General features: G+C 43.2%; 16 protein-coding genes. 5 read left to right on the top strand and 11 right to left on the bottom strand.

Going from position 1 to position 18,020, the window contains the following annotated elements; translation table 11 throughout:
* Nucleotides 1-23: 23 nt before the first annotated feature.
* The 5 genes from PQG66_RS13500 to PQG66_RS13480 all read right to left on the bottom strand — a co-directional run bounded on the left by PQG66_RS13500 (nt 24) and on the right by PQG66_RS13480 (nt 6,596).
* Nucleotides 24-1,109, bottom strand: a complete 1,086-nt coding sequence (locus tag PQG66_RS13500; RefSeq protein WP_272038240.1) for a 5-methyltetrahydropteroyltriglutamate--homocysteine S-methyltransferase — start codon at nt 1,107-1,109, stop codon at nt 24-26.
* A gap of 323 nt (nt 1,110-1,432) precedes the next feature.
* Nucleotides 1,433-2,710, bottom strand: a complete 1,278-nt coding sequence (locus PQG66_RS13495) for a polysaccharide deacetylase family protein (protein ID WP_272038239.1) — start codon at nt 2,708-2,710, stop codon at nt 1,433-1,435.
* 35 nt (nt 2,711-2,745) lie between these two features.
* On the bottom strand, nt 2,746-3,474 hold the full coding sequence (locus tag PQG66_RS13490; protein WP_272038238.1) for a hypothetical protein: 729 nt from the start codon (nt 3,472-3,474) through the stop codon (nt 2,746-2,748).
* 531 nt (nt 3,475-4,005) lie between these two features.
* Nucleotides 4,006-4,647, bottom strand: a complete 642-nt coding sequence (locus PQG66_RS13485) for a hypothetical protein (protein WP_272038237.1) — start codon at nt 4,645-4,647, stop codon at nt 4,006-4,008.
* Nucleotides 4,648-4,847: 200 nt separating this feature from the next.
* On the bottom strand, nt 4,848-6,596 hold the full coding sequence (locus PQG66_RS13480) for an ABC-F family ATP-binding cassette domain-containing protein (RefSeq protein ID WP_272038236.1): 1,749 nt from the start codon (nt 6,594-6,596) through the stop codon (nt 4,848-4,850).
* Nucleotides 6,597-7,069: 473 nt separating this feature from the next.
* Between PQG66_RS13480 and PQG66_RS13475 the strand changes: the two genes are divergently transcribed.
* Nucleotides 7,070-7,522, top strand: a complete 453-nt coding sequence (locus PQG66_RS13475; protein ID WP_272038235.1) for a HEAT repeat domain-containing protein — start codon at nt 7,070-7,072, stop codon at nt 7,520-7,522.
* Between the two features lie 205 nt (nt 7,523-7,727).
* Entirely contained in the window at nt 7,728-9,752 is a 2,025-nt protein-coding gene (locus tag PQG66_RS13470; RefSeq protein WP_272038234.1) for a right-handed parallel beta-helix repeat-containing protein, read from the top strand.
* Nucleotides 9,753-10,265: 513 nt separating this feature from the next.
* Here the strand turns inward: PQG66_RS13470 and PQG66_RS13465 are convergent.
* The 4 genes from PQG66_RS13465 to PQG66_RS13450 all read right to left on the bottom strand — a co-directional run bounded on the left by PQG66_RS13465 (nt 10,266) and on the right by PQG66_RS13450 (nt 12,873).
* Complete coding sequence (locus PQG66_RS13465; protein WP_272038233.1) at nt 10,266-10,631, bottom strand: GntR family transcriptional regulator; 366 nt, start codon at nt 10,629-10,631, stop codon at nt 10,266-10,268.
* Nucleotides 10,628-11,284, bottom strand: coding sequence for an ABC-2 transporter permease (locus PQG66_RS13460; protein ID WP_272038232.1), 657 nt, complete (start codon nt 11,282-11,284; stop codon nt 10,628-10,630). The genes PQG66_RS13465 and PQG66_RS13460 overlap by 4 nt, the downstream gene beginning before the upstream one ends.
* Nucleotides 11,277-12,131, bottom strand: coding sequence for an ABC transporter ATP-binding protein (locus tag PQG66_RS13455; protein ID WP_272038231.1), 855 nt, complete (start codon nt 12,129-12,131; stop codon nt 11,277-11,279). Before PQG66_RS13455 ends, PQG66_RS13460 begins: the two co-directional genes overlap by 8 nt.
* A gap of 196 nt (nt 12,132-12,327) precedes the next feature.
* Nucleotides 12,328-12,873 (bottom strand): helix-turn-helix domain-containing protein, encoded by a 546-nt coding sequence (locus PQG66_RS13450; protein WP_019639452.1) that lies wholly within the window; start codon nt 12,871-12,873, stop codon nt 12,328-12,330.
* Nucleotides 12,874-13,129: 256 nt separating this feature from the next.
* Between PQG66_RS13450 and PQG66_RS13445 the strand changes: the two genes are divergently transcribed.
* From PQG66_RS13445 to PQG66_RS13430, 3 genes are all read left to right on the top strand, one after another.
* Nucleotides 13,130-14,095, top strand: coding sequence for an MBL fold metallo-hydrolase (locus PQG66_RS13445; protein ID WP_272038230.1), 966 nt, complete (start codon nt 13,130-13,132; stop codon nt 14,093-14,095).
* Between the two features lie 42 nt (nt 14,096-14,137).
* Nucleotides 14,138-15,136, top strand: a complete 999-nt coding sequence (locus PQG66_RS13440) for an alpha/beta hydrolase (protein WP_272038229.1) — start codon at nt 14,138-14,140, stop codon at nt 15,134-15,136.
* A 352-nt stretch (nt 15,137-15,488) separates the two neighbouring features.
* Nucleotides 15,489-16,184 carry an SDR family oxidoreductase gene (locus PQG66_RS13430; RefSeq protein ID WP_272038228.1) on the top strand — a complete coding sequence of 232 codons (696 nt, stop codon included), beginning with the start codon at nt 15,489-15,491 and terminating at the stop codon, nt 16,182-16,184.
* Nucleotides 16,185-16,583: 399 nt separating this feature from the next.
* Here the strand turns inward: PQG66_RS13430 and PQG66_RS13425 are convergent, their stop codons facing one another.
* A complete protein-coding gene (locus PQG66_RS13425; RefSeq protein ID WP_272038227.1) occupies nt 16,584-17,324 on the bottom strand; it encodes an SDR family oxidoreductase in 741 nt (246 codons plus the stop codon).
* 158 nt (nt 17,325-17,482) lie between these two features.
* A complete protein-coding gene (locus PQG66_RS13420) occupies nt 17,483-17,860 on the bottom strand; it encodes a MerR family transcriptional regulator (RefSeq protein WP_272038226.1) in 378 nt (125 codons plus the stop codon).
* Nucleotides 17,861-18,020 lie beyond the last annotated feature (160 nt).

Below are 18,020 nucleotides of genomic sequence, written 5' to 3'. Positions count from 1 at the left end.
TGAATTCAACTTATGAAAACTCATTAATTCCAAACTTCTTCTGCAATTTCCTTAACATAACGAAGTTTACGCCATTGCTGTTCTTCCGTTAGAATATTGCCTTCTTCTGTGGAAGAGAAGCCGCATTGTGGGCTCAAGCAAAGTTGCTCAAGGGGAACATAGGTTGCCGCTTCTGCAATCCTTGCTTTAATCTGTTCTTTATCCTCTAACTCACCTGTTTTCGATGTGATTAAGCCAAGAACGATTTTCAAATCTTTTCGATTTACATATTTTAATGGCTCAAAACTACCTGAACGCTCATCATCAAACTCTAAAAATAATCCATCTACGTTCAAGCCTCCAAAGATCACTTCAGAAGCATAATCATAACCACCCGTTGAGAAATAGTTCGATTTATAGTTACCACGGCAAATATGCATCGTCACAACTAAGTCTGCTGGTTTATGAGATAAAGTTTCATTGATCATGCGCTGCATCGTTTTCAGTTCTTCCGCTGGTTCCAGACCTTTAGCACGCAGCTTATCGTGGCCTGCATCTGAGAATAGGTCTGCCCAAGCAGTATCATCTAATTGCAGGTATCGACATCCCGCATCATAGAAGGCTTGAATTGCTTTTTGATACGCCGCAATCGTATCCTGAAGGAATTGCTCCCGATCCGTATAGCTATTGGCACCGTTCTCCAATCGATAAATAAGCATATTCGGACTTGGAATAGTCTGTTTCGCCACTACGTCCCCCGCATGCTTTTTCAAAAATTCAAAATGCTCAACAAAGGGATGTGTAGAGAAATCTACTTTACCCACAACCCGAATCCCGCCCTTGCGAGTCTTCATGTTATGAAATTGAGGTCCATCAATTTCCTCATACAGCTCTACGCCATCCAAGCCGCCCAGAAAATCAAAATGCCACCAGCTTCTACGGAATTCACCATCAGTTACTGCGAGTACACCATTCTCCTTCTGCTTTTCAATGATTCGAATAATCTCTTTATCTTCCACAGCTTTTAATTCATCATATGTAATGTTGCCTGCTTTATATTGTTCACGTGCCTGACTTAGATTCTCAGGACGTAGAAAGCTACCTACATGATCATTTCGAAATGGTATCATATTACATATCTCCTTCTAAATCTTTGTTCTAATGAGTATAGCATGATTGAAAGATATGCTTGTTATATGAAAAAGGCATGGCTGGTCATAGCTTTTAACAATAGCTAAAAGACGCTAAATAACAAAAAAACGGTCGTGCAACCTTCATTCATTTCTCCTACGAAATACTTATGTAAGTCTGACACTACATTTGAGAAGCTGTTAGTTACTGTAATACAAAAGAGGAGCTAGCCGCGTGGCAAGCTCCTCTTATCATTCCGTTAGTTCAGCAATTCTCATACAAGGTTCTAGGTGAATTTGAAAAGTTTCAGCTAATTTACACGTTATTGAAATGTAACGAATGTTAAGTTCTTTTCTTGTAAGTAGTTTATGATATCTGGAAGTGCCTCTAGTGTGTTCTTGTTCTCGTGAAGAACGTATACTCCTCCAGCAGCTTCAACTTGATGAAAGTATCGCATAATGTCTTCTGGTTTCTTCGCATGCCAGTCCTCCGGATCTCGATTCCACAGGAGAGTATTCATATTCAACTTCTGTACCTCGGAGAGAAGTTCATTGTTAACCGCACCGTAGGGTGGGCGAAACAAAGTAACGGCAGTGTCCGTCAGAGATTCCAGAACATTATTTGTCTTCAACAAATTCTCACGCTGATTCTCAGGAGTAGATTTTGGAATGACACTATGATCCCAAGAGTGATTCCCGATTGTCATGCCATTTTCACTCGCATAGATTACGGCATCCGGATTGCTCTCCACTTTCTTTCCAACGAACAAAAAGGTCGCTGGTACCTTCTTTTCTGTCAGAATATCCACGAATTGCTTCGTGAATGGAGAGGGTCCATCATCAAAAGTTAAAGCAACATATCCCCCCGGCAACCCATAAAGAGGCTTCTCTTCATCGATATCGATGATTTTATGGTATGTTTGATTCTGATTAGGCTGATTCGATATTAGAGGCAGGTTCGCTTGTTCTATTTTGCTAGCTGGATCAGAGATTCCCTTCTTGTAGGATACACTTGGTGATGTAGGAACCTTCTGTTCTTTCAAATCAACCGCTTTCTCTTCAGCTAATGCTACCCCGATGGATTCTCCAAAAGTATGTACGGAATCGTTTTCACCTTTCGAAGTGATAGATATAACTATCAGCAGACTAACTGTTGTCAGAAATAGTACACCTATTTTAGGCAAGTGTGCAGAGAGTTGCTTAAGGAATTGTTTCTGTTGCTGAGCAGGCTTCTCTACTTCGTCCTCCTGCCCTCGATCTTCCACCGGAACAGGAGGAAGATTCCTGATTCTATTTAACTCATTTATATATGCTTCGCTACATGGAAAATAATGCACATCACGAGAAACACCCGTGGTTCTAGTTATAGAACTATAATAACTTTTTCGGTAAGGATCCCACTTGGAATAGAGAGAAAGTCGGATTCTTTCTCCATCTAACGGCTTCAATGCTTCAAACCCATGATACGTAAACTCATCGATATCCACTTTGTATAGGCTTTGAGTATCCTCTTGGATGACGAGGACCTCAATCTGGTTCACACCATCCGGGGTCTTTCCAAGAGACAACAACTCTATTACCTGCGTAACATACGGTTCCATCCTACCTTCGTCCTCTCTTCCGATCAGACATAACTTTAATCGACTGAAGATTCATCATTTTTTCCTACGTTCGATGCAAACGGAGATGTCAGTCGGTTCGTAAAGTCGTTCACGATATTAAGGAGATGTGTCTTCTCTTGGCGGAGAGCATCCAATTTCTGCTTCATTTGAGAGAGTTCAGCTTCAAGCCTTACATTCTTTTCCTCAAGATCGCTGATTTTCTTATTCTTATCGGATGTCATCTCATTGTGCTTCTGAAGCAAGCCAGCATAGTTCTGACGTTCGAGTTCAATTACACCCTTAAGCTCCTCGTTCTGACCGGATAGATTGGAATGAAGCTCACGATAATCTTCCATCATTTGATCGACCTTCAAGTTCTTATCGACCAGCTTTCGCTCCAGCTCCATAATACTTTTCTCACGTTCTTCAATGACTTTACCCAAGTTCTTTAGATCTTTGTTCAAACGGTCATTTTGTCCGTTCGCATGACTTAAGCGATCCTGCAAATCATTATTACTTATTTCGACATGCTGCTTGTCCTTAATCATCTGCTCCACGGCAAATAATAGATCAAGCGAACTCTTATCCATATGGCCCTTATTGTTTAAAACAGAGCCAGAGGACTCTTCATTCGTTTCGAGATTCGTTGAAGTTGTCAGCAGTTCCTGCTGCGGTTCTTCCAGGTCTCTTCTTACGTCAGGGTTCTCTTTCGACTGCGGCTGCTCAAGCCTACTACTCTTCTTCTTTTGGAACGGAGAAAACATATATGGAATCACCTTTTCTAAGAAAATGTTGAATAATGTTGAACAATGTTTATTTATGTAAGTATCCTTTTATTATAGTTGAATTCCCAATTGTAAATTTAGGTCTAAAGAACTAACTTAACATAGAAATATGAGTTGAATGATTGGATAGTACTAACAAAAAGATCCTGATACTAGAACCCATTGCTCCACCCTTTCTACGTTTTTATATAAGTTCTCCTAGTTCCTCTTCCGAGAATGCTAATTAGGATAGCAGCCCTGGAGGGCATATAACTGCTTAATAGTTATCGGAGTTTTGCCTGTATTTCTTAATAAGAATGCTAAAGATTAGAACACAAAAAAAGACACGGACATCAGTCGGCGTCTCTGGCTATTCAGCGAGGAGGGACATGAACACGTAATGAAGACCATCTTCCCGCGTATTGGCAGAATCTGCTCGACTGAGCACATTCTTTTCTACTCTTTATCTCCTTTTAGCAAAAAAACCGCATCAGTTGTGATATAGCTTATCGTAATATCTATAGAGGGAAATCATGAAGATTGCCAAAAACCTGCTACGGGGCGTTGTATCTCGGTTGTACCTAATATAGCGAAGATATAGAGTGATCCAAAACCAAAAAGATAATTGTAATCGGGTTTAATTAACGTTTCGGGGTAACCATCTTCATCTACTTGCAATAAAAAGGAATATGACTCCTCCCTCAGCTTCGTAAAATAATAGTCTTCATCTTGAATCAGTCTCGGATTTCCACCTACTTTGATTAAAAAAGACTGATCCATCGATTTCTCATCATCACTGAGTACCCCATCTGAAATGATGTGTTTTATAAGACCTGGGTTAGTAAACTTCTGTTTGGTGCTTTCAGTTGAAATCGGGTGCTCAATTACCTTGATCGAGCAATCAGGATATATATTATTTTTCAAGTACTCCTCATAATCCTCAGGGATGAAGATCGATATCATGCTCTCCGGTTTAAAGGGATGGATGACGGTCAAGTAAAAGACATATCTCTGGGTACCTTCATGGATAAAGTCATCTTGATCATCGAAAAAGCCGGGTGCATTTCCACCGATCCAGCCTGCTCCCTGATCTTTCGCTAGGTTGGCTTCGGCATAATAAAGGATACTGTTTGTTCGCTCAACTAACACCTTCATTTTATTGTCCAACGGCATTTTACAATCCTCCTTCTTGTGAGGCGGCTATCCTACTTTTTTCTGCGCGTTGCTATCCAATTTCTAGAACTCAGCTTATCAAAGATTTCATGAATCATAAAACGACGATCTATCATTTGCTTTACTTTCATCGGAGTTCTCCAACGAAATTGCTTCGGGCAATTGGGTCGGAGCAGGCGATGTTCAAACTGTGGCGCATGCTAGAGCACAGACAGCTTCTTGATCCACCCTTCCAGCTCGTCAACCAACCCTTTGGCAAGTTCAAAATCCGTATCTTTCAAGGCTGATTCGATTTGCATTTCGACCGACTTTTTCTTTTGCTCCATTTCTAAATAGTCTTTATCGAAATGGCTGGCGTAGACCATCTGTCTGAATTTTCGCATACTCATTTTTCGAATGGTCTTATTTTCAACGATCAGCACATAATCCATCCCGTTTACGACGGAATAGAAATCATGCGAAACCATAACGATCGCACCTTTATAGTCGATGATAGCTTTTTCCAGCGCGATCTGTGTATAGATGTCCAAATGGCTCGTCGGTTCATCAAGCAGCAGCAGGTTGGCTTGACTGGCCGCAACTTTAGCCAATTGCAACATGTTTTTTTCTCCACCGGACAACGATTCGATCTTCTGCTCAAGAATCTCTCCTTCAAAGCCGTAGTTCACGAGATAGGCTCTGACCTCGTCATAAGTTTTGAATCCGGCATCGATGAATTCATGTAGAATCGTATTCGAATCTTGCAGCGTTTCGCCTTGGAGCTGAGATAAGTAAGCCACTTTCGCATCCGTATGGACTTCGATCGACTCCTGATTGTTCCGAAAGATGTCCCGCAGCAAAGTCGTTTTCCCCGTACCGTTCGGACCGATGATTGCAACTTTATCCGTGGATTTGATCTCGAAGTTCACGTTTTCCAGCAGCAGCTCGTCAAAGGAAATGCTATAGTTATTGACCTTGATTGCGATGTTGTCTTCGACTTCATAATCGAGATCAAATCGAATATTGGGCTGTTTAATATCAACAAATGGTGCTTTAATTCTTCTCGCTTCTAATCGTTCTTGAAATTTCACTCTCGCCTTTAATGCTCTTCCTCTGGAAGCTTCCGAATTAATCGTTGCGATCGCTCTAAGATTTTCGATGACACCATCGTATCTTTCGATCTCTTCCGCTTCAGCAACCGCGATCTCTTGCAACTCAATCTTCGTCTGAAGCAAGGAGAAATTATACTCAATATATTGTCCGTCGAACTCCTGGAGTTCCGTGTTTTCGAGGTGGATAATTTTGTTGAAACAATGATTCAACAGATAGCGATTATGCGTGACGACTAGCAACATTCCTTTGTGGGAATTGATCAATTTTTTAAGCGCATTGAGATTTTCAAAGTCTAAAAATACATCCGGTTCGTCCATAATCATCAGATCCGGACTACGGAGCATTTCCTTCATCACTTGAATAAGCTTGAATTCCCCACCGCTTAAAGAGGATATGCTTGCATCCCTTAGCTTCATGAGGTTGGCCAGATTCAACTGTTTATGAATCGTATTTTCATAATCATCTCCGCCCATCGCCTCCAGTGCGTCCAAAGCCGATTGCACTTTTTCCATCAGCAAATCTATATCCGATGTGTTGGCCATTTCCGCATACATCGCTGTGATCTCATCCTGAAGCTTGATAAACTCTTCTCCGATATATTCAAAAACCGTCATTTCTGTCGTTGGGTCTAGCTGTGAGAACTGACTCATATACCCGATTGTGCAATCCGGATCGATCTCCAGCTTACCCTCGAACAAATGTCTTTCCGGGTCCATCAGGATCTCGATCAGCGTACTTTTACCACTACCACTTGTGCCGATAAAGGCACAGTGTTGGCCTTCTTCGAGCGTAAATGAAATATTATTGTAGAGTTCTTTTTGCGGGAAAGAAAAAGATAGATTTTCAACTTTGATCATGGTGTTACCTTCCTTGGTATCTGAAATGGTTATTTGGGTTTGGATGCGTTGCAGAACGTAAATGTGAGTTTTCGAATCTCAGCGTAACACTGATTGCGGGTGAGTACAATTGATTTGTACATCTAGGCCCAAACCAAAGTTTAGCTAGGTCCGACCACGCATTGGACCAACGAAACAACATCTTGTGTACTCCTTAACCATACTCGATTTTACTCCCGTTTATGGAGCTCTGCATGCGTTTGGTCTTGTCTTATGTGGACTCATTGGCTGGGTATACATGGACTCTATTCAGGAAAGAAATGATTGGCAAGGAGAATAGATTGGTTCGTACATCTTTATAAATTGGTGAATGTAATTTTAGGCTAACCAATTGGCTTTAATGAAGTAGTTTAGCTAGGTTCGTGTTATAATAGTGTTTACCTGATTAACATTCATCATTCTGCCGAGATGGCGATGATTAAGGAGATTGAACTTTGACGAACAACCATAATATTGGAGCAGTTAACGAACTACCGGAAAACTTTGAAGAGCTCAAACGGGCGGCTAATCGGACATCAAGCTGGAGAGACAGACTGAATGCGGTGAACGAATTGGGGAACTGGGATACAGAACCTACCATTAAGTTGCTGCAGAATGTCTTGAAAAATGATCAAGTGTTTCAAGTGCGCGAAGCCGCATATCTCAAGCTTAAACAGTTGGGTGAAGATGTACAGATGCCTGCCAAAAACAAAGGCGAGCTGTTTAAAGGTACTAACAAAATTTTGCTACGGATCAAAAAAAGCCTGCCTGAAGGTCACACATTTGAGGAATTTAAGGAAAAACTGCAAAAGACACGTCTGGATCTCTATGATACTTACGAGGGCGACAAAGATGCTGAGTTCGACTCCTGGCTCCATGGAATTTGGGAGACGCTAGGTAGAAGATAACCATCGTGCAATGTATGATAGCCGAGTACAAAGCTACTCCACAAAATGGAGTGGCTTTTTTTATTTCTTCAGGGTCACCTCCATCAGATAAACGTCACCGAGCGCTTGTTCATAGAACTCCCATCTTCCTATCTCTCCCATTACATTTATTTTCTAGTATAATAATGGCATCCAACAATAATTTTAAAATAGAAGGAGAGTTGTTATGGAATATCATGTATCCATACATGGAAGTGATCAAAGAAAAGGAACAGCAGATCAACCACTCCGTACCATATCACGCGCTGCGGCTCATGCCATGGCTGGTGATACCGTTATTGTTCATGCGGGAGTATACAGGGAATGGGTTAACCCGGTTAATGGAGGAACAGCCGAGCATCGAATCGTCTATCGATCCGCAGGAGACGGGGAAGTCGTGATTACAGGAGCTGAACGGATTACCAACTGGAAGTCTGAAGGAGACGATGTTTGGAGCACCGAAGTGCTCAATTCCATCTTTTCGGTTCGTAATCCCTTTGAGGTGGAACTCAGTGGAGACTGGTTATTTGACGGGGCCTTCCCGGTTCATCTCGGTGATGTCTATTTGGATGGCAAATCCTTGTATGAATGCGAAAGTGTTGAAAGCGTTCACAAACCGGAGGTTTGGCCCGAAGCCAAGTATCCCAAGGATTCACTGTTGAAATGGTATGCTGAAGTTGGTTCTGCAACAACAAAAATCTGGGCTAACTTTGGCGGAAAAGATCCTCGTAAGGAAAATGTAGAGATTAATGTGCGCCCTTATTGCTTCTGGCCTGAGAAGCCAGGATTGAACTACATAACCGTAAGTGGCTTCACCCTTCGTCAAGCTTCGCCTCAATGGGCGCCACCTACGGACTACCAGGAAGGTTTAATCGGACCTCACTGGAGCAAAGGCTGGGTTATTGAAAACAATATAATCAGTGAATCCAAATGTGTTGGTATTAGCCTGGGTACCGAAATGGGTACAGGCCACAGCAAGTCCTTGGAGAAGCATAGTAAAGGCGGGACTCAGCGGGAGCAGGAGGTTATTTTACGCGCATTACGCTCCGGCTGGCATAAGGATCGAGTCGGCAGTCACATCATTCGAGGTAATGTAATTCATGATTGTGAGCAGGCAGGTATTGTCGGTCATATGGGAGCAGCCTTCAGCAACATTTATAAGAACCGTATTTATAATATTCACCACAAACGACTCAGACACGGTGCCGAAGTGGCGGGAATTAAACTGCATGCTGCACTAGATACTCAAATTAACGAAAATATAATGTATAGCTGTTACCGTGCGCTTTGGCTTGACTGGCAGGCACAGGGCACTCGCATCAGCCGTAATGTATTTTTTGATAACATTTCAGAAGACCTCTTCGTTGAGGTGTGCCATGGTCCCTATATGGTCGATCATAATCTATTTCTCTCGCCCATGAATTTCAGAAATATGGCCCAGGGCGGGGCATTTGCTCATAATTTATTTGCAGGCCGATTTGTCGTTCGTTCCGAAATTACCCGAATTACGCCTTATCACTTCCCACACGAGACGGCCATGGCTGGATACTCCAATATCACGGGAGGCGATGACAGGTATTACAACAATATCTTTCTGGGTGATAACGACGCGAATAAGGAGCCTGTTCCAATCACCTTCTTTGAGCATCTTCCCCTTAAACCAAGGGATGTTGTTGGAGAGGATGGGAAGACGGTCATGGATGGTGTACCGGACAATTCCATTTGTTATCTTCATGCTGTGGGACTTGGCGGCTACGATCAACATCCGGATGTCAAAGATAAGAAGTGGTGGGAATACACTAAAGAGGAGCTTATGGAGCTTGGCGATGCCGTGAGGGATTTTTTTATAGGAAACGCAGTTCTTCCGGTAGCTATGGGTGGAAATGTATATCTTAACGATGCCGTTCCAAGTCGTCATGAGTCGGATGCAAAGATCTATACGAATAAGGGCATAAACGTTGAGATTGATCCTAGGCTGGGTAAGGTGCTGGTGCAGATTAATGAACCCGAATTGCTTCGGGGTACCTCTGCCATGGTGATCACCACAGATCTGCTTGGAAAGACGTATCACGCCGATATGAAGTATGAGGAACCCGACAGCACTCCATATCATCTTGACTCCGACTTTTTCGGAACAAAGAGACCTGATGCAGATGTCACGCCTGGTCCGTTTGAATTAACTGGAAATGGTAGTGTTGAGATTGAGATTTAGCTTGTTATTGAGGGTCCAGTCACTTTAGGTGATTGGATCTTTATTGCGTTTTCCCACTACTAAAATTAGATAAACTCCGACGTTGTCATAATGTGAAAAGACCATCATCATCATTTGGTGGTCTTCTTGTTCAATTAAGCGCACCCTTTAGTAAAAAAATTAGTCCTTTATTCTTCGTTATCTTCATCTTGCCGTTTTGTTCTTAGATTATAAATATAGACTGTTGGAATAAGACCACAAATAAATAATATTACACCGATTAAAGCACCATCAATAATATTAGAACCATCAGTACGTGATACAAAAAAAACGATAATAGTTGAAATTAAATTAGCACAACCAGTGAAATACTAAACCTTTTTTGTGGGTTAATTTTATTATTCTCATGGTCTGCACTAATACTCATTGAACTATCTAGAATTATTTCAAAGCTCTGCTTTACCATTACTTGTGGTACGGTTCTCCGTAACATATGTGGAACGAAAAAAAAGCAGGCGCCCATTTCAGCGCCTGCTAATAAACCCTCTTCAGCAGCTCTATAATTTCATCTAGAGTGACGCCGAAGGATTTGTAGTATAATGTGTCGTTTTCCAGTTGCTTCAGGATCGTTTCATTGCGTATTCGTAGCATCTCATCTGATGTAAATTCGGTTACAAAGCACCCCTTCCCTGTTACTGTATAAATCAGTCCGCTTCGTTCTAGTCCTTCCCAAGCTTTCTTTACGGTGATAACACTAACCCCAAGTTCCAAGGCAGCTTGTCGAATGGGTGGCAGACAATAGCCGCTTACTAGCTCTCCATTCAGAATTTGGGCGCTTATTTGTTCATAAAGCTGTTCATAAATTGGTTTCTCAGATTTATTCGAAATCGTTACGTTCATAACATCTCTACTTTCAAGAATCGCCTCACTGCAATCCGATAGGTAATTAGCGTAAATACAATAAAAATCACAATGCCTAGGATCAGAATAAATAGCTGTCGCAGAGTATTATCCGCCCCGGAGCCATAGAAAATGTCGTTCACCCACGGACTTTGGATTCCGATCCATTGGGCAACTCCTGCAAAAAGTATAGCGACTGTAATCGATGCGGTCGTTGCCGCACCATACTTATACGCCGTCTTGTAATACATAGATAGAAGTACGATGTTGAAGATCGCGAACATCATAAAGCACAATCCCCAAAAACCCAGGTGTGGCTCGAAGAAATAGTAAGTCAATTCCGGGTATAGACGAAGCGTAAAGATGCTAAAGATCATTGCAACGGAAAGATGTAGGAGTTCCAGAATGATAATAACAGTTATCCTAGCCTTCACGATGTCTTTTTTGGTCACCGGCATCATTGTACTAAACATCAAATCATTCTGACTTTTAAATCCGCCAAATATGTTCGGCACCGTGATCAAACAAAAATATAGCGGGACAAGAAAATATATCCAACCGGGAATCAGCATTAATGCACCCGTAAATAAGGGTAATACGAAGAACCAAGGATTTACTCCTAATTTCAAATCTTTCATCACTAAATTATACATACACACCCTCCTTTTTCGCAAAATAAATCATGATCTCCTCAAGACTTGGTGTAGTTGCCTTTAAGTTGGAGAATGGATCCAAGTCTTTGGTATGAATCAATCCGGTAAAGCCGAAAGAGTTGATTTTGTAGGAAATCAACTGCTCCTTTACCTCGCGCAATTGGCCCTCACTACCACTGATTAAACGATAGGACTCCATAAAATCGTGTTTCTCGGAACTGGCGATAATTTGCCCGTGATCAATGAAGGTTATAAAATCTGCACACTTCTCCAAGTCGGATGTAATGTGCGTAGAGAAAAGAATGCTGATCTCGCCGTCAACGATGAGCTCTTGAAAAATATCTAACAATTCGTCTCTTGATACAGGGTCGAGTCCGCTTGTCGGTTCATCTAGGACGAGAAGCTTCGCGCCATGGGATAAAGCAATCGCCAAGCTGTACTTTACTTTCATTCCTGTAGATAATTCAGCAATCCTTTTGTGTTCATCCAATTTGAATACTTTTAGGTATTTATAGTAGGTTTCGTCATTCCAATTATTATAGAACTTCCTTGTGATATTGGTCAGCGTTTTGATCTTGCTTCGTGTATAGAAATCGATATCGCCGAATGCGCATCCGATTTCCTGCTTCAATTCGATCTCGTGTTCGGCGATGTTCTTGCCGAAAATGCATACCTCGCCGCTATCGACCTGAATCATGTTCATGATCGATTTGATCGTAGTTGTTTTTCCTGCGCCATTGGCACCGATAAACCCCATAATATAACCCTTTTCTAATTGAAACGATACGTCTTTTAGCTGAAAGTTGTTGTACTTTTTATTTAAATTACGAATGTCCAATGCCAGCATGCCGTGCCTCCTCTTCAAATTGTGTATGTTGTGCATTCACAATATTACACGAGTAGTTCTTCAAGGTCAACCATTTTTATCCTTTTTTAGATAACCCTAATGATCTTGCTTGTCGGAATGATCATCAATTCCTTTCAACTGTTCTTCATAAATGCTCAACAGCGGTTCGTATGGATGTACCTCCAATTCCGTTCCGTCAAAAAGTAGGCGGGGTAGCAACCGCTATTAGTAGTGTTTCGCCATCCCAGATATTCTTATAACTATGGGGGATTCTGGCATCATAATAGATACTGTCCCCTTCTTCGAGCGTGTAACGTTCATTGCCCAGCATAAACTCCAAACGCCCGGAGTGGACAAATAGAAATTCCTCGCCATCGCTATGGCCGACGCCGATGTCGCCATAAGCCGCTCCTTCTTCCAACACTCCCCATATCGGTCCCATTCGGTTATTGCTTCCTTGACTGAGCGCGTACCAGGTAATGCGTGAACCTTCGGAATGTACCAAAGGTTTGCGTTCGTTTTTTCTAACGACAATGCTTCGTTTCTCCTCGCCGAATAAATCGGTAAAATTCACGTTTAATGCATTAGCTACACGCTTCAGAACACTGATGGACGGATTCGCCTTATCGCGTTCAATTTCACTGAGAAAAGATAAGGATACAGAGGCTGCTTGAGCTACCTTCTTGAGCGTTAATTTCTGTTTTTTTCGCGTGCTTCGAATGGCTTCGCCGATTGAATTCATGTGCAAACCTCCTGAATTTCGATGTAATTTCGCTATTGGCGAAATTTATATATGTATATTAGGTGTAAAACATGAGCAATATCAAGCCCTTTCACTAGAGCGAAATTACGGTGTAAAAACGTTGATATAGCGCCATTATTGGGCTACCATTTAATCATGGTTGGTGATCTTACCCGGTTTTCTTGCCGATCGTTCGTTTCAACAGAATTATTTCATTTGCAGCGAAATTCTCATGGATAATGAGGAACGAATCACATTGATTCAATGGCCTCCTTGTTATCCGGATCAAAGAAAATATATTGGAAGGACGGAAGGAGTTAAAAGAATGACTGCTAAAATTCCCAAAGTCTATCGCGTCGGTGATGTTACCGTGACGCGTGTCACGGAGATGATGCTGGACGGTATTTCACCAGAAGTATATTTTGCGGGATCGTGGAACCCCCTGTTCCTGGAGGAGAATCGAAACTCTCTTCCGGCCGGCCTGATCGATGGCAATTCTCAGCTTATCGTCAGTATTGGAACGTGGGTGGTGAAAACTCCGAAGCATACGATCCTTATTGATACGGCTACAGGAAACGATAAAGACCTGCCTTTAAATCCCGATCTCGCCAATCTCCAGCTCCCCTATCTTCAGCGTCTGAAGGAGGCAGGGGTTACACCGGAGGAAGTGGACTACGTTCTGCTGACACATCTGCATGTGGACCATGTCGGCTGGAATACAAACCTTGTGGACGGAAAATGGGTACCGACCTTCCCCAATGCCAAATACGTATTTCCCCTCGCAGAACAGCAATATTACTCCAGCGAAGTCAGTCACAACAAAGCAAACGAAGCAAATTTTAACGTTTACGAAGAAAGCGTATTGCCTGTTGTTGAAGCCGGCTTAACGCAGGCCATTGGCCATGAGGGCGGAGAATTTCTTGATATATTCACATTCATTCCGACACCCGGCCACAGCATCGGCCAAATGTCCATCCGTCTCAAATCTGGCGGGGAAGAAGCTTTATTCGGCGCTGATGTGATGCACCATCCGTTTCAGGTCTATAACCCGGAATGGAATTCCATGTACTGCGAATTTACCGATCAAGCGCGTATTACACGGCTTAGGGTGCTGGAGCTCATAGCGGATCGCCCAGTCATTTATTTCAGTACGCATTTCCCCGGAAGCGCGGCGGGGTACGTGACTCGCAGCAAGGGCAAGTATAAGTGGAACTTTATTTAAAACAACCTGACAACAAACTCCATTACGAAAGGTGCTGAGCGTATGACAACCCGTGATTTTCTTAAAAAAAACCATATCGTGACCGAAGACCTGCGTATCCTGAGCGATACGCCCGGAATCGAGCTTTATGTACGAAATATACGTCCCGCTTCCATGAATACCTTCTCAAACGAAAAAACAATCGTGATGGTTCATGGCGCTACCTATTCAATTGGCAGTCTGTACGATGTGGAGCTGGACGGCTTCTCTTTTCTGGACTACCTTGCCGGCCATGGCTATGACGTATACGCCGTGGACGTTCGCGGCTATGGCGGCTCGACAAGACCGCCTGAGATGGAGCAGCCTGCCGACCTTAATCCGCCGCTTGTCCGCACGGAGACAGGGGTCCGGGATTTGGGTACAGCCGTAGACTACGTTCTGAAACGCCGAAATTTAAAGAAGGTCAACATACTGGGAATGTCTTGGGGGGGAACGGTTGCGGGAGCTTATACCAGCCAAAACAACGAGAAAGTAAACAAGCTTACGCTTGTTGCACCGCAATGGCTGAGCTCCAAACCGGTTCCGATCGATACCGGAGGCCCACTCGGTTCATATCGCCTTGTTGCTGTCGGCAGCACGAAGGAACGCTGGCTCAGCGCGGCGCCAGAACATAAACGCAATGATCTGATTCCGGACGGTTGGTTTGAACAATGGGTCAAAGCCACTCTTGCTTCGGATCCGGGGAGCTTAACCGATCATCCTGAGCATATCCGGGCGACCAACGGCCCTATTCTGGATATCCGCGAATACTGGACGGCTGGCAAAGCTTTCTATGATCCTAAGGATATTACGGTTCCTGTCCTTCTTGTCCATGCGGAGTGGGATATCGATGTCCCTCTTGAATTGGCCCAGAATCTCTTCACTTCGCTGACAGGGGCCGCCTATCGCCGCTGGGTGGAAATCGGTGAAGGGACGCACATGGTATTACTGGAGAAAAACAGACTTCAGGCTTTTCAAGCCATCCGCGGTTTCTTGGATGAAGCATACGCGCCGGCGAAGTAAAGCTACCGCTGCACGAGCGGATCTTTAAGATTATATTGCTTGCCTAATGAGAGGCCAGGGCATTTAAGGATCGCTATGACGATGACCAACATCCTTTCGGCTTTGTTCACATCATTCTCTTCCTTTTTTGATATTTGGAAGGCAACGTGCCAAGCGACTCGCCAAGTGAACCTTCATGCCCGGAATCAAATCCTCGCGAAGAGTAAACGTATTCTCTGTGAGAAGCACCACGGTGGAGTCGAATTCGAAATAATCCAGCTCCTGGACTTTATTGAAATTCTTAGATAAATTTTACATTAGCTATGTTATTATGTGATAGGTATATCACATTAATGGCGAGGAGCTGTTTGAATTGACAGTTACATTAATTACAGGTGGAAACAAAGGGCTGGGCTTCGAAACTGCACGGCGATTGATCGAACAGGGTCACAATGTGTACATTGGTGCTCGCAGTGTAGAACGCGGAAAAGACTCGGCTGATAAGCTTGGCGCAAAGTTTGTACGGATTGATGTGACCGATCTTGCGTCCATACATGAAGCAGCTGCCGAAATTAAACAAAATGAAGGGCATTTGGATGTACTTATCAATAATGCGGGAATAACAAGCGGTCTTCTGGGTGCTAATGATGTGGATGCAGAAGACTTCCGCACCGTTTATGACACCAATGTCTTCGGTATTGTTCGTGTGACACAAGCATTTCTTCCTCTTCTGCACAAATCGGCAACGCCTGTTATCGTCAATGTCAGCAGTGGGCTAGGTTCCTTTACCCGCGTAACAAATCCTGAAAAGATTGAATCGCAAATAAACGATTTGATTTACTCGTCATCCAAAGCCGCAGTAACAATGCTGACTGTGCAATATGCCAAAGCCTTGCCTGAATTCCGTATAAATGCCGCCGATCCCGGCCCGACAGCAACCGACCTCAATGGGCATCGCGGCTACCAAACCGTCAGTGAGGGTACAGATGTGATTGTGAAGCTTGCGACTCTTGACTGCAATGGACCTACGGGTACTTTTATGGACCGGAATGGAGTCGTTCCTTGGTAAGGAGGAGACTATGTTGTGAGTAGCTTTATCGCGGCAATGCTCCTGATGATCTTTAACCCGGCATTCGGAAGGAAGCCAGACAGAAGAACGCAAACACATATAAACAATTCCTTTAATTACAAAAGTAACAAGTTCATGAATGCTATCCCTACAATAACTAGAATGTCTTTGCGCAAGTTTTTTAGGGCCACCCTTTGCCAGGATGGCCCTTTTGCTTTGTTAAACCTATCGTTTCCCGTTAGTTAATTCCTTACTTTTCCCGTGACGGAGAATTCCCAGTCCCAAAATTAAAAATTTACCAATACATCGAGCCAGAAGAGAATCTGGGCGATACTAAAAGAATTGGAAAATCCCGCCTTGGGACATGGTTTTTTGCGCCAACTACTGAATGATCTGATCTTACAAGCTTTGCGATGTGGGACGAACAATAAGTTCGTTTATCGTCACGTTAGCCGGCTGCTGAATTGCAAACAGTATGGTTCTCGCAATGTCGTTAGGGTCAAGTTGGTCCCATTCCTGGCTGCCCAATTTCTCCAATGCCGGGTAAATCGAGTTGTCAGTAATAGTATCATACAACTCGGTTTCCACGGCACCGGGGGAGATAAGAGTTGTCCGAATATTTTGCTTGGCTCCCAGTTCGGTTCGCATACCTTCCGTTAAAATCCGTACAGCATGTTTGGTTGCACTATAAATGGAGCTTGAAGGGAAAATGATATGCCCCGCAATGGACGAGAAATTAATAATGTGTCCCTCATTGCGTTCTTCCATATGCTTGTAGACAGCTGCCATCCCATAGAGGACGCCTTTAATGTTTACGTCTATCATTCGATCCCATTCATCAACCTTTAAATTCTTAAAGAATGAAAGCGGCATAATCCCCGCGTTATTGATCATAATGTCGATTTTTCCGTAGGTTTTAATGGTTTCATCTGCCAATGTTTCTACGTCGGCACGAGAAGTGACATCAGTCACTTTATAGCTGGCTTCGCCTCCAGCAGCACGAATTTCTTCCTGCAGTTGCTGCAAACGATTTTCCCGACGAGCGGCGAGCATGATTTTAATACCGTGTTGGGCGAGAAGTCTGGCAGTAGCCGCTCCCATTCCGCTACTAGCGCCTGTGATAATTGCTACTTTATCCATGTGTATTTCCCCTTTCTCCGGTTTTAGCCAGTCATCGTTGGCTTGATTCAAGGTTATCAAGTGAAGTTAACTCTAAGTCAAGCCTGAGAAAATAAAAAAAATACGCCCTCCATCCGGAGGCGCGCATCACTTAGAGAGAAGTGCTGCATACGGCCGATCTAGGGCAGCATCTTAGTCAATCTTTTTTCCTGCATATCGTATAATGCCAACTTGTAATTGATTCGCTCCAAACATTTAAAGGTTTCCGAGAGATCCCTCTCCACCTTTTCCTTATGCTTGAGCATCATTTGTTTTCGTAACTTAAGCGTGTTCTCGCCTTCTTGGTACAAATCCACATATCGCTTGATCTGGGCCAGCGGCATGCCCGTTGCCCGCAGGGCCATAGTAAAACTCAACCATTCTAGACTTTCTTCGTCATACAACCTATTTCCGCTTTGATCGCGCTTCACGTACGGTAATATACCTTCCCGCTCGTAATACCGAAGCGTATAGGCCGAAATACCAGTTTGCTCCGAAACTTCTTTAATTGTAGACATATCCAAGTCCTCCTGTAGTTAGAGTCCACTCTAACATTTTATCCATAAATTGTTTATATTTCAATTAAATAATTCAGGATAGGATATATCGATTTTACTGTATCTACAAAGAAACCTTGACTAGGAATCCGCTTCCGTAATATCGCCAATAGGTTTGGTA

It is taken from the genome of Paenibacillus sp. JJ-100 (assembly GCF_948329825.1).
Lineage (GTDB): Bacteria > Bacillota > Bacilli > Paenibacillales > Paenibacillaceae > Paenibacillus.
Note: the sequence above shows the minus strand (reverse complement) of the source record. Positions and strands in the feature narration are given on the sequence as shown.

Bases quoted from the DNA above. Each gene is read 5' to 3' on its own strand.
- PQG66_RS13465 (WP_272038233.1), bottom strand. From the start codon at position 10,631: ATGAACGTAACGATTTCGAATAAATCTGAGAAACCAATTTATGAACAG.
- PQG66_RS13470 (WP_272038234.1), top strand. From the start codon at position 7,728: ATGGAATATCATGTATCCATACATGGAAGTGATCAAAGAAAAGGAACA.
- PQG66_RS13460 (WP_272038232.1), bottom strand. From the start codon at position 11,284: ATGTATAATTTAGTGATGAAAGATTTGAAATTAGGAGTAAATCCTTGG.
- PQG66_RS13425 (WP_272038227.1), bottom strand. From the start codon at position 17,324: ATGGATAAAGTAGCAATTATCACAGGCGCTAGTAGCGGAATGGGAGCG.
- PQG66_RS13485 (WP_272038237.1), bottom strand. From the start codon at position 4,647: ATGCCGTTGGACAATAAAATGAAGGTGTTAGTTGAGCGAACAAACAGT.
- PQG66_RS13420 (WP_272038226.1), bottom strand. From the start codon at position 17,860: ATGTCTACAATTAAAGAAGTTTCGGAGCAAACTGGTATTTCGGCCTAT.
- PQG66_RS13455 (WP_272038231.1), bottom strand. From the start codon at position 12,131: ATGCTGGCATTGGACATTCGTAATTTAAATAAAAAGTACAACAACTTT.
- PQG66_RS13500 (WP_272038240.1), bottom strand. From the start codon at position 1,109: ATGATACCATTTCGAAATGATCATGTAGGTAGCTTTCTACGTCCTGAG.
- PQG66_RS13440 (WP_272038229.1), top strand. From the start codon at position 14,138: ATGACAACCCGTGATTTTCTTAAAAAAAACCATATCGTGACCGAAGAC.
- PQG66_RS13490 (WP_272038238.1), bottom strand. From the start codon at position 3,474: ATGTTTTCTCCGTTCCAAAAGAAGAAGAGTAGTAGGCTTGAGCAGCCG.
- PQG66_RS13480 (WP_272038236.1), bottom strand. From the start codon at position 6,596: ATGATCAAAGTTGAAAATCTATCTTTTTCTTTCCCGCAAAAAGAACTC.
- PQG66_RS13450 (WP_019639452.1), bottom strand. From the start codon at position 12,873: ATGAATTCAATCGGCGAAGCCATTCGAAGCACGCGAAAAAAACAGAAA.
- PQG66_RS13495 (WP_272038239.1), bottom strand. From the start codon at position 2,710: ATGGAACCGTATGTTACGCAGGTAATAGAGTTGTTGTCTCTTGGAAAG.